General features: G+C 65.7%; 11 protein-coding genes. 4 read left to right on the top strand and 7 right to left on the bottom strand.

Features of this window, described 5'->3' with window-relative positions; translation table 11 throughout:
* Positions 1–73: 73 nt before the first annotated feature.
* Both OB895_RS00740 and OB895_RS00735 read right to left on the bottom strand, forming a co-directional pair.
* On the bottom strand, positions 74–1,072 hold the full coding sequence (locus OB895_RS00740) for a hypothetical protein (RefSeq protein WP_311878615.1): 999 nt from the start codon (positions 1,070–1,072) through the stop codon (positions 74–76).
* Positions 1,059–1,622, bottom strand: coding sequence for an RNA polymerase sigma factor (locus OB895_RS00735; protein WP_079113049.1), 564 nt, complete (start codon positions 1,620–1,622; stop codon positions 1,059–1,061). The genes OB895_RS00740 and OB895_RS00735 overlap by 14 nt, the downstream gene beginning before the upstream one ends.
* A gap of 178 nt (positions 1,623–1,800) precedes the next feature.
* Between OB895_RS00735 and OB895_RS00730 the strand changes: the two genes are divergently transcribed.
* The 4 genes from OB895_RS00730 to OB895_RS00715 all read left to right on the top strand — a co-directional run bounded on the left by OB895_RS00730 (position 1,801) and on the right by OB895_RS00715 (position 6,321).
* Entirely contained in the window at positions 1,801–2,202 is a 402-nt protein-coding gene (locus tag OB895_RS00730) for a hypothetical protein (RefSeq protein ID WP_079113050.1), read from the top strand.
* Between the two features lie 5 nt (positions 2,203–2,207).
* Complete coding sequence (locus OB895_RS00725) at positions 2,208–3,128, top strand: hypothetical protein (protein ID WP_079113051.1); 921 nt, start codon at positions 2,208–2,210, stop codon at positions 3,126–3,128.
* 101 nt (positions 3,129–3,229) lie between these two features.
* The gene (locus OB895_RS00720) at positions 3,230–4,411 is read left to right on the top strand and encodes a peptidoglycan-binding domain-containing protein (RefSeq protein ID WP_194285935.1); all 1,182 of its coding nucleotides are present in this window, start codon (positions 3,230–3,232) and stop codon (positions 4,409–4,411) included.
* Positions 4,411–6,321, top strand: a complete 1,911-nt coding sequence (locus OB895_RS00715) for an ABC transporter ATP-binding protein/permease (protein ID WP_079113053.1) — start codon at positions 4,411–4,413, stop codon at positions 6,319–6,321. The genes OB895_RS00720 and OB895_RS00715 overlap by 1 nt, the downstream gene beginning before the upstream one ends.
* Before the next feature lie 290 nt (positions 6,322–6,611).
* Here the strand turns inward: OB895_RS00715 and OB895_RS00710 are convergent, their stop codons facing one another.
* The 5 genes from OB895_RS00710 to OB895_RS00690 form a co-directional block, all read right to left on the bottom strand.
* Positions 6,612–7,463 (bottom strand): aldehyde dehydrogenase family protein, encoded by an 852-nt coding sequence (locus OB895_RS00710; RefSeq protein ID WP_079113054.1) that lies wholly within the window; start codon positions 7,461–7,463, stop codon positions 6,612–6,614.
* The gene (locus OB895_RS00705) at positions 7,460–8,902 is read right to left on the bottom strand and encodes an aldehyde dehydrogenase family protein (protein ID WP_042540772.1); all 1,443 of its coding nucleotides are present in this window, start codon (positions 8,900–8,902) and stop codon (positions 7,460–7,462) included. The genes OB895_RS00710 and OB895_RS00705 overlap by 4 nt, the downstream gene beginning before the upstream one ends.
* Positions 8,903–8,913: 11 nt before the next feature.
* The gene (gene deoC / locus OB895_RS00700; RefSeq protein ID WP_311878614.1) at positions 8,914–9,915 is read right to left on the bottom strand and encodes a deoxyribose-phosphate aldolase; all 1,002 of its coding nucleotides are present in this window, start codon (positions 9,913–9,915) and stop codon (positions 8,914–8,916) included.
* Positions 9,912–10,847, bottom strand: a complete 936-nt coding sequence (locus tag OB895_RS00695) for a sugar-binding transcriptional regulator (RefSeq protein WP_042540773.1) — start codon at positions 10,845–10,847, stop codon at positions 9,912–9,914. The genes deoC and OB895_RS00695 overlap by 4 nt, the downstream gene beginning before the upstream one ends.
* A gap of 154 nt (positions 10,848–11,001) precedes the next feature.
* On the bottom strand, positions 11,002–11,643 hold the full coding sequence (locus OB895_RS00690) for an ATP-dependent Clp protease proteolytic subunit (protein WP_042540774.1): 642 nt from the start codon (positions 11,641–11,643) through the stop codon (positions 11,002–11,004).
* Between the last annotated feature and the right edge of the window lie 6 nt (positions 11,644–11,649).

Below are 11,649 nucleotides of genomic sequence, written 5' to 3'. Positions count from 1 at the left end.
GCGCATCACGAGTCCGCATCGCCCGACCGCATGTGTCCGCGCCTGCTCGGCGAAGAGCATCGGAGGGGTCGCGTCACCTGCGCCAGGCGAAATAGCCGGTCACCGACGGCGAGGGGATGTCATCGCGCCCCTGTGCGATGTAATGCGTCTCGACTGCAAGGATCTGTCCGCTGTCGGGGGCGACGAGCAGATATTCCTCGTAAGAGGGGTCATCCTCGTGTGCAGCCGAGAACGCGATCGCATCACGGCCCAACCGGTCAGTCACGGCCCCGACGACCTTGAGACCCGCCTCATGCGCGAAGTACTCCAGCACCGTGGCTTCCTCTGTCGATGAGAGCTGACGCTGGCGCATGAGGTCCGCGACCGAGTTGATCACCAGAGCCGCATCAGGAAGCTCCGTGGTCTCGTACGTCTTGGCAAAGTATGCGGGGATCTGGTGGCTCTCTGACGGCAGTGGTTCGGAGAACCGAAGTTCTGGGCTGCCGACTGCCCACTCGTCCTCGGAGATGAGCTCACCGACAGCAGGGACCCCCTCGGTCACTGATCGGCCGTCGGCGTCGACGGACGACCCTGCCTTGACGATCTGATGCACGGCGCCGTCGGACTTAACGGTGATGTCGTAATCCAGGTTCACCACATTCGCAGTCTGGTTCTCGCCGTCCGACATCACGACGAGCGACCACGCCACAGCCGAAATCTGCGTTACTTCGGGGTCGGGCGTGGGGGTCTCGGTACCGAGCTTCACTTTCTGGCTCAGGCCCATGAGCAGCTCCTCCCGTGGCTGGGGGACCGGGGATACTTCGAGCAGAGGCGGAGTCGCGGCATACGTCGGAGCAGTCGGAAGGAACAGCGTCAGCCCGAGGGCGATGACGACCACCGCAGCAGCAGTGGCGACCGCCAACGGCATCAGCCTGCTCGGTGCGGTACGTCTGGCTCGGCGGTGATCCGCGGCGGTGAGCGGTCTCGTGGAGACTAGCCCAGCCAGCTCCTTCTCGGCTCGATCAGTGAGCGGCAGGGTTCGATACCCGCTCACAGGGCGCGCCATACGAATTCTTCGTTCAAGCTCGTCCATCGCTGATCACCTCATCGTGATGAATGTCCTCTTCTCGTGGAAGCAGATGTCTGAATCGCTCGCGAGCGCGCATCAGGCGAACCCGCACTGCGATCGCGCTGATGCCGAGAATCGATGCGATCTCGGCTCGCGAGAGTTCCTCCCAGTAGGCCATGTACAAGAGTTCGCGGTCGGCCGTCGACACCCTGCGGAGAGCTCGTCGCACCTCGATCGCCTCGTCCGTCGCGGGTCCGAAACTGTCGTCAGAGGTGAGGATCGGCCCCGCGTCAGAAACGAAAGAGCCGAGTCGTCCCTGACGCCGGTACTCGTTGCCGATGAGGTTGCGAAGAGTCGTGTACAGCCACGGCAGGGTCAACTGTGCGCCGTCGTCATGCCGAGCCCAAGCGACACGGAACACCTCGGCCGTCACATCTTCGGCATCTGCCGCGGTGCCGAGACGCTGCTGAGCCACGGTCAAGATCAACCGATAGTGCTTCCGATAGAAATCCGGGAACTGATCCAACCGCGCGCCCCCTCCCGCAGCTCTCCTGAACCAACTATTTCCGCACACGAGTGATGTGTTTCACACACTGTTACGAATCATGAGGCGCGAGGAATATATCTGTTTCGTGGAAACGAACGCCATCACTTCGGAAACAACCCATGCAGCGGGAACTCCGCATTCCGGTTCGGAAGGAATGACAATGAAGACATCAGTTGAGGTCAGAAGAGGTCGCAGAAGAATCGCCATGACGTTCATCGCACTGGCAGTTCCGCTGGTCGCACTGTTCGGGTTCGCGGCACCTGCCAGCGCCGCTCCGAGCTACTGCAGCCTCGGCAGGGCCTGCGTCTGGGACGATCCGGACTTCAACACGAACGGCAGCTACGCGGGCGTGCTGTGGTTCGAGTACTACGTCACGCCGATGTCGAACTACAACTACGCCGGCACCTCGGTGACGGCTGGCAACACGGCAGACTCCTGGTTCAACAACGGGCGGTACTCCGTCGCTTGCTTCTACGACACCGCCACCAACGGCTACGGCGGGTCCTCGGTCTGCCTAAACACGAACCAGGGCGACGGCAATATCGAGAACAGCGCCGGAATCGTCCAGGGACTTGCCTGGGACCCCAACGCCGCGAAGTTCATCTGAGCATCATGAGGCGACCCAGGCAGGTCATATTCGCTCGCCGGGCCGTCGGCAGCATCGTCGCGGCCGCCACCGTCGCGGTGGCGGCCGCGTGCGCGCCCGGAAGCGCGGATCAGCTCACAGAGGCGCTGGACACGCAGGGCAAGGACATCGCTCGATGGGCGCTCCCCCTGGATCCCTATCTGCTCTCAGATCTGCAGCTGACGAAGGCGGCATACGCCGAGGCGATCGTGATCAACGACTGCCTCGCTGACAAAGGCATCGATGATCCCGTTCCGTACGTGGACATCGACGCGGCGTACGGCTCCAACGTCACGGTGCGTAAATGGTTCGATCTGAAGATCGCTCAGACGTACGGATACCACGACCCTTCGCAGCAGCGCCCCGCCGGCCTCAAGGCGTGGGACGACTTCCAGCATCAGGCGTCGACGCCCTCCGAGGACGAGGCGTTCCTGGCGTGTCGAGACGACCCTGCCACCGACAGCCCTGGATACAGCAACACCCTGATGAACTTCACGTCGGGTCTGGCCGCAGCGGCGTACTCGGGAGCGAGCAAGGACCCCGCTGTTCTCGAGTCCGCGGCCGCATGGTACGACTGCATGGCCGATGTGGGCATCGAAGACCTCCCGCCGACGCCGATCGAGATGCCCACTGAGTCCGTTCGTCAGCGCCTGGGTCTGGGTCTGGGTCTGGGTGGGAGCATCGACGGCCCCATCGCTGAGCCCACCGCCGAAGAGATCGACCTGGCGACCGCCGACGCCAAGTGCCGAGACTCCTCGCGCTTCACCGAATCGTTCTACGACGCTCTGTGGACCCGGGAGAGCTCGATGCTCGAAGACAACGAAGCGGCGCTCGTGGACGCCGGCGCAGAGATCGAGAAGATGACGACGAAGATCGACGAGATCATCGCGGAGTCACGAGCAGGATGACACGAGTCGGTCAGAGCCAGTCCTCGCAGTATCTCGACAGCCCTGCGGGGCCAGCAGACCCTCCTCGTCGGCCAGGTGGCCGCCCACCCGGCCGCCGCGCGGTGCTGGCGATCGCTGGCGCGATTGCCAGTGTGGCTCTACTCGCTGGAGGGTGGACAGTCGCGTCGGTGTTCCGTTCTCCCGGCCAGATCGCCAGTGACGCCGCAGCCCCTCCGCCCTCCGTGATCACAGCACCCGTGGAGCAAGGAGTCCTCGCCGAGACCCTGACGGTGCAGGGCGAGGTGCGCGCAGGCGATCAGACATCGGCCAGCCTGACTGCCGCTGGAGAGGGCGGTGTTGCAGTCGTGACCGACGCGCCTGTTGCGATTGGCTCCCAGGTCTCGCCCGGCCAAGTGCTCCTCGAGATCGACGCGCAGCCGGTCTTCGCGCTTCCTGGTGCGTTTCCGTTCTTCCGCGATCTGCGCACCGGCGACACCGGCCGCGACGTCGAGCAGCTGCAGCGCGCGTTGAACACCGCCGGCTACTCCACGACAGCAGATGGGATCTTCGGCCTGGAAACCGAGCGCTCGCTCACGAGTCTCTACGCCGACCATGGCTACGAGGTGCCGAAAGAAGTCGTGGCCGAGGACAGCTCGGCTGCGACGGAAGATGCCCCGGCGCCCACGCAAGAGCCCTCTACCCCCTCAAACCCCGCAGCCCAGCCGGTCCCCGTAGCTCCGACCGTGCCGGAGATGCAAGCCGTCGCCACGTCGAGTTCGTTCGTGGTGACCTCGGTTCTGCCAGCTACTGTCGTTGCCGCACCAGGCGTCGGTTCGCTGCCGGATGATGCAGCGGTCGTCTTCGCCAAGGGATCTCCCATCGCCTCGGCTCTGGTGATCGCAGCCACCGCAGCCCAGCTCGAAGTCGGCTTCGAGGCGAAAGCGACGATCGCAGGGGCCGAGATCCCGCTCGTCTTGCAGAACATCGGTGTGGCCGACGAGGAAGGTCTGGTCCCGATCACGTTCGTGACAGCCGAATCTGCCACCGTATCCATCGCGGACTCGTCCGTCGGAGAGAAGCCCGTTCTCGTGGTGACCCGCAGCGTGGTCGCGCAGGATGCACTCCTCGTTCCGAGCCGTGCTGTCGCCTCCCGCGGCTCGAGTCGGTACGTTCTGCGTCAAGAGGCGGAAAGTGATTTCCAGGAGGTCCCGGTGAAGGAGGTCGGCGAGCTGAACGGCATCAGCGCCATTGAGATCCTGAACGAAGAGCAGCTGAAGCCAGGCGATCTCGTGAGAGTCCAGTAGTGCCTGGACTCAGCCTCAGGGACATCACCAAGCGCTATGGCACGCGCTTGGCTTCAGTAGACGCGCTGCGCGGCGTCGACCTGGACATCCCGCAAGGCAGCTACATCGCCATCCAGGGTGAATCGGGCAGCGGGAAGTCGACCCTGCTCAACATCCTGGGGCTGCTCGATGCTCCGTCGATGGGAGACTACCTGATCGACCGACAGGACGTCGCCGCGCTGAAAGAACGCGCAGCATGCGCCCACCGCTCTGAGACGTTCGCGTTCGTCTTCCAGGCCTTCCACCTCCTCGACCGCCGATCAGTCGTCGAGAACGTGGAACTGTCGATGCACTATCGCGGTGTAGACCCCCGCAGGATGAGGAAACGAGCCCTTGCGGCGCTCGATGACGTGGGAATCTCCGACCTAGCCGATGCGAAGCCGCGCCAGCTGTCCGGCGGACAACGTCAACGCGTGGCGATCGCCAGAGCGCTCGCGTCCGGGGCGCCCATCGTCGTGGCGGATGAGCCCACAGGCAACCTTGACTCGAGCACCACTGAAGCCGTCATGAGGAGCTTCGAGAACCTCCGTCATCATGGCGCGACACTGATCCTCGTGACCCACTCGGATCAGGTCGCCCAGCATGCTGACAGACAGATCCATGTCGTGGACGGCAAGGTTCAGGAGCTCACCGAAGACAGCGACACCGAGAGGCTTCCCCTCATCACGCCCCGCAGAGAACCGAAGACTCCGGGGAAGGCGTCCACCGTGCGGCCGGCGGCTGCAGTCAAAGACGCCGCGGCGAACATGCTGAGCCGCCCCGGGCGCGCCGCCGCGCTCATCGCAGCGATCGCGGTCGCTGCAGCCTTGTTCGTGGCGACTTTGGGACTCTCAGCCACAGCGCAGCAGCAGGTTTCCGAGAGCTTCGATGCCGTCAAAAGCCGCGACGTCACCGCGACGGTCTCCGGCGATGGCGTCTCAGCGACGATCGACACCGAGCTCCGGGATGCTGCCCGGTCCTTGGCGGACCTGAATGGCTCAGCTTCCGTCGCCATCCTCGAAGATCTCGGCACGGCGAGCGTGCGCGTCGGCAGCCCCCGCGATGCAGTGGACACATCCACATACGCGAGCTACGGAGACGTCAGAACCGCGCTACGCCTCGACATCGACTGGGCGAACGCACCAGTAGTGTCGCTCGATACGAACCAGGTGCTCGTCGGTGCCTATCTGGCCGAGGGCATCGGGATGGCGCCCGTTGATCTGGCTCCGACGATCGAGATCGCCGGCCGGACACTCGTCGTCGCAGGAATCATCACTGATTCTCCTCGCGCACCCGATCTGCTCGGCAAAGCCGTGATCGGAGGCAGAGAGAGCCCTGAGACCGTGAACCTTCCGATGGGCACGGTGACGGCGTATATCGTCACCGAACTGGGAGCCGCCGCGACCGTCGCGGAGGAGGCGCCGCTGGTGCTTGACCCGATTCGGCCGGAACGCGTCGATGTCGCATCTCCCCCGCCAGCGGACTCGCTGCGCGCGAACGTGGAAGCGAGCGTCGCGCTGAGTCTTGCGCTGCTGACGATCGTGACCGGACTGGCTGCTGCGGCCTCAGTGACGATCGCCACCCTGTCGGCAGTCGCTGAACGACGCAACGAGATCGGACTACGACGTGCGATCGGGGCACGCAAGAGCCACATCGCGACGATGCTGCTTCTCGAGTCCCTGCTGATCGGCCTGATCGGCAGTCTCGTCGGCATCGTCGCTGGGATGGCCGCTGTACTCGCCGTGACGATTGCCCAGAGATGGACACCGGTCTTCGACCCCGCCCTCGCCCTTGCCGCTCTCGGAACTGGAATCGCCATCGCCGCTCTCGGCGCAATCGCCGGAGCAGTTCGCGCCAACCGCATCGTTCCCGCAGACGCGCTGCGGTCGTGATCGCTGTCAGAAGAGCGGGGCGCTCTGCTGACAGCAGCGGGAACTCCCGCAACGGCGCGCCATGCGTTCGACGGTTCCGCTCAGCGGCCCGGGGACAGGCGGACGACGGCGGCGAGCTCGACGATCGCCGACCTCGCCGCCGCCCCGGAAGAACGCTACCGAGGATGAAACCGCTGCTCTCGCAGCGGAGGTCTTGTCCTTCCCGATGCAGCAGGTTCACGGCCAGTCGCGAAGCCCATGCGCTGGCGTTCAGCCTTCCCGGGGCGTGGAGAGACACACTCCGACGTACGTCAGACCATGCTCTTGGTGTGCCAGACCGTCTTGATCTCGGTGAAGGCTCCGATGCGCTCGGGCGATGCGATGACCGCGCCAGGTGCCAGCACTCGCTTGAGCGTCTCGGCCGCGGCGATCTGCATGTCGATCCACTCGAGGTCTCCAGCGCCTGCCAGATCGAGCGCGTTGACGTCTTGATGCGAGGCGAGCCACGGCGCCATCTCTGCCGGAGACCCGGTGAGCACGTTGACGACCCCTCCGGGCACATCGCTCGTGGCGAGCACCTCGGCGAGGCTGATGGCGGAGAGCGGGAACCGCTCGCTCGCGATCACGACGACCGCGTTGCCCGCCACCAGTGCGGGTGCGATGACCGACACGAGACCGAGGAGTGCGGAGTCCTGAGGCGCGACGATCGCGACCACACCGGTCGGCTCCGGCACCGAGATGTTGAAGTACGGCCCTGACACGGGGTTGGCGTTGCCCGCGACCTGCGAGTACTTGTCGCACCAGCCGGCGTACCAGACCCAGAGGTCGATCGCCTCGTCGACCTGCGCAGCGGCAGCGGATGACGAGACGCCCTCCTGCGCAGCGATCTCGTCGATGAACTGCGCGCGGCGCCCTTCCAGCACTTCGGCGACCCGGTAGAGCACCTGACCGCGGTTGTACGCGGTCGCACCCGACCAGCCCTTGACCGCGGCCCGCGCCGCGACGACGGCATCCCGCGCATCCTTGCGAGAGCCCTTCGCCGCGTTCGCGAGGAACGCGCCCTTGGCGGAGAGCACCTCGTAGGTGCGGCCGGACTCGCTGCGGGGGAAAGCCCCGCCGATGGCGAGCTTGTAGGTCTTCGGAACGGTCAATCGCTTGCTCATGCGGATGCCCCCTTCAGGTATGCGGTGAGACCCTGACGTCCGCCTTCGCGGCCGTATCCGGACTCCTTGTATCCGCCGAACGGGCTCGACGGGTCGAATCGGTTGAAGGTGTTCGCCCAGATGACGCCCGCCCGCAGGCGGTCGGCCACGGCCAGGATGCGGGATCCCTTGTCCGACCAGATGCCCGCGGACAGACCGTACGGGGTGTTGTTCGCCTTCGCGATCGCCTCGGCCGGAGTGCGGAACGTGAGCACCGAGAGAACGGGTCCGAACACCTCGTCACGGGCGATCCTGTGCGACGCCTCGACGCCGGTGAAGATCGTCGGGGCGAACCAGAACCCCTTGTCGGGGATCGCGCAATCAGCGGTCCAGCGCTCCGCTCCCTCGGCCTCGCCGATGTCGCTGAGCTCACGGATGCGCGCGAGCTGCGCCGCCGAGTTGATCGCGCCGATGTCGGTGTTCTTGTCGAGAGGGTCGCCGAGCCGCAGCGTCGACAGACGGTTCTTCAGTCGGTCGATGACCTCGTCGTGGATCGACTCCTGCACGAGCAGGCGGCTTCCGGCACAGCAGACGTGGCCCTGGTTGAAGAAGATGCCGTTGACGATGCCCTCGATGGCCTGATCGATCGGCGCGTCGTCGAACACGATGTTCGCCGCCTTGCCGCCCAGCTCGAGCGTGACCTTCTTGTCGGTTCCTGCGACGGCTCGGGCGATGTCGCGCCCGACTCCGGTCGAACCGGTGAACGCGACCTTGTCGACATCGGGGTGGCGCACGAGAGTCGCACCGGTCGCACCTGCGCCCGTCACGATGTTGACGACGCCGGCGGGAAGGTCGGCCTGCTGGAGGATCTCCGCGAAGATCAGCGCCGTCAGCGGCGTGGTCTCGGCGGGCTTGAGCACGATGGTGTTGCCGGCTGCCAGAGCGGGAGCGAGCTTCCACGCGAGCATCAGCAGCGGGAAGTTCCAGGGGATGATCTGCCCCGCGACGCCGAGCGCCCGGGGGTTCGCGCCGAGGCCCGCGTGGTCGAGCTTGTCGGCCCAGCCCGCGTAGTAGAAGAACCAGGATGCGACCAGGGGAACGTCGACGTCGCGACTCTCCTTGATCGGCTTGCCGTTGTCGAGGCTCTCGGCGACGGCGAGCTCGCGGGCGCGCTCCTGCACGAGGCGTGCGATGCGGAACAGGTACTTGCCCCGATCGCGACCGCTCATCTTCGACCAGGTCTTGTCGTAGGCACGACGCGCGGCGGCGACCGCACGGTCGATGTCCGCATCGTTCGCCGTGGCGATCTCGGCGATGCGGCTCTCATCGGCGGGAGAGATGGTCGTGAAGCTCGCTCCTGATCCGTCGACGAACTCGCCATCGATGAACAGGCCGTAGCTGTCCTTGAGGTTCAGGACCGCCTTCGACTCCGGGGCCGGAGCGTATTCCAGGAATGACATATGTGGGGCTCCTAGTCGATCGTGACGTAGTCGGGGCCGGAGTAGTGGCCGGTGGTGAGCTTCTGACGCTGCAGAAGCACGTCGTTCAGAAGGCTCGAGGCGCCGAAGCGGAAGAGGTGCGGCTGGAGCCACTCCTCGCCCACGGTCTCGGCGACCGTGACGAGATACTTCACCGCGTCCTTGGACGCGCGAATGCCGCCCGCGGGCTTCACGCCGATGCGCTCGCCCGTGCCGCGGTGCCAGTCGCGCACCGTCTCGAGCATGAGCAGCGTGGTCGGAAGCGTCGCCGCCGGCTGCACCTTGCCTGTGGACGTCTTGATGAAGTCGCCACCGGCGAGGATGCCGAGCCACGAGGCGCGCTTGATGTTGTCGTAGGTGTTGAGCTCGCCGGTCTCGAGGATCACCTTGAGCGAGGCATACGAGCCGTCCACGCGACGGCAGGCTTCCTTCACCTGAGCGATCTGGTCGTAGACGAGCCCGTATCGGCCCGAGAGGAAAGCTCCTCGGTCGATCACCATGTCGATCTCGTCCGCACCTGCCGCGACTGCCTCTGCGGTGTCGGCGAGCTTGATCGCCAGCGACGATCGACCGCTCGGGAAGGCTGTGGCGACGGCTGCGACCGAGATCAGTCCGTCATCGGGGTCACCGTGCAGCGCACCGAGCGCTTCGACCGCGTCGCCCACCATGTCGCCGTACACGCACACGGCGGCGACCTTCGGAGTCGACGGATCTGCGGCATCCGGGTTCTTGGCCTTGGCCACGAGGGACCGCACCTTGCCCGGGGTGTCCGAGCCTTCGAGGGTCGTGAGGTCGATCAGCCTGATGATCGTGTCGAGAGCCCAGGCCTTCGAGGTGGTCTTGATCGACCGCGTGCCGAGCCCGGCAGCGCGCTGCTCCAGGCCGACGGCGTCGACACCGGGCAGTCCGTGCAGGAACCGGCGGAGCGTGGCGTCATCCGGCTCACCGCCGAGAACGTCCACCGCCGTCCTGCGGCTGAGTTCTTGGGTCGTCATCGTTCCTCCAACAATGCTCGTGCTGTGGTCTCATCTGTCACCAGAACGCTGCACAGGCCGCTGGTGACGACTGTGCGCGCGATGTCATGTTTCGCGTCACCGGCGGTGACGAAGATCGAGCGCTTCGCTGCGCGCAGGCGCCCGAGGTCGACTCCGACCGTACGGGCGTCGAGCTGCGGGTCGACGATGTTGCCGTCGGCGTCGATGTAGCGCCCCAGGACATCGCCCACGGCACCTCGACGCGCGAGCTCCTCGACATCGGATGCCGACAGGTAGCCGTTCTCGACGTGCGCGGAAGACGCATCGCACGGGCCCGCGGTGAACAGGAACGCCTGCGCTTCGGCTGCCTCGACGAGAACGGCCGCGACGGTGCGGTCCGCTTCGATCGCCTGCTTGGTCTCGACGCGCTCGAGGATCGCCGGGCTCGGCAGGAGGGACACGTGTCCGGATGCCCGTTGGGCGATCGTGACGGCGAGGCCCGCGGCTCCACCGGAGCGCCGGTTGAGGCTCACTCCCCCGTTGAGCTGCACGACCGTCACGCCTGTCGCCCAGCCGTCCGGCAGCGATTCGGCCACGGCACGCAGAGTGCGCCCCCAGCTGACGCCGAGAGTGCGCGGCACAGGCCGCATCGCGGTGAGGTAGTCGGCTGCGGCCTGAGCGACGCGCTCGAGTGTTCCGTCATCGCCGTCCGGAGAGGGAACGACCACCGCGGCCGCGAGCCCGTGACGTTCGACGAGCTGGCGTTCGAGTCCGAGCCGGCGCGCACGCGGGTGCACGATCTCGATCCGGACGATGCCACGCTCCCGGGCCTGAGTGAGAAGCCGTCCCACCTTCCAGCGGGAGAGCTTGAGGAGGGCGCCGATCTCGTCCTGTGTCTTGTCCTCGTCGTAGTACAGCTCGGCGACGCGAACCATGATCAGTTCCTCTTCCATGGCATCCTCCTTCCTCCCCCAGCTTACGACGGCATCACCGTTCGCGCACCCATCTGCTCATATGAGCACTTTCGACGAAATCGTCGCACATTCGCCGGAGACGACGAAAGGACGCCGACCCCGAGGGGTCGACGTCCTTCTCCATGCCGGATGCCTACATGCGCTTGCGCGAAGTGAGCACCTGGTCGACGATGCCGTAGTCCAGCGCCTCGGCGGCGGACAGGATCTTGTCGCGATCGATGTCGCGGTTGACCTGCTCGACGGACTTGCCGGTGTGGCGAGCCATCGTCTCTTCGAGCCAGGTACGCATGCGGAGGATCTCCGCAGCCTGGATCTCGATGTCGGATGCCTGGCCGTGTCCGGCCTCGCCCATCGCCGGCTGGTGCATGAGCACGCGGGCGTTGGGCAGGGCGAGACGCTTGCCCGGGTGCCCGCCTGCGAGCAGGACCGAGGCGGCCGAAGCGGCCTGACCGAGCACCACTGTCTGGATCTGCGGCGCGACGTACTGCATCGTGTCGTAGATGGCCGTCATAGCGGTGAAGGAACCACCGGGCGAGTTGATGTACATCGTGATGTCACGCTCGGAGTCCTGGCTCTCGAGAACGAGAAGCTGGGCCATCACGTCGTCGGCCGACGCGTCGTCGACCTGCACGCCGAGGAAGATCACGCGATCTTCGAACAGCTTGTTGTAGGGATCCTGGCGCTTGAAGCCGTAAGCCGTGCGCTCCTCGAACTGAGGGAGCACGTAGCGGCTGGAGGGCAGGTCGCCGGCAGAGCGGAAGGTGGGTGCGTACATGGGAAT

It is taken from the genome of Microbacterium forte (assembly GCF_031885415.1).
In the GTDB taxonomy this organism is placed as follows: Bacteria; Actinomycetota; Actinomycetes; order Actinomycetales; family Microbacteriaceae; genus Microbacterium; species Microbacterium forte.
This window is presented reverse-complemented; position numbering and strand designations above follow the sequence as displayed.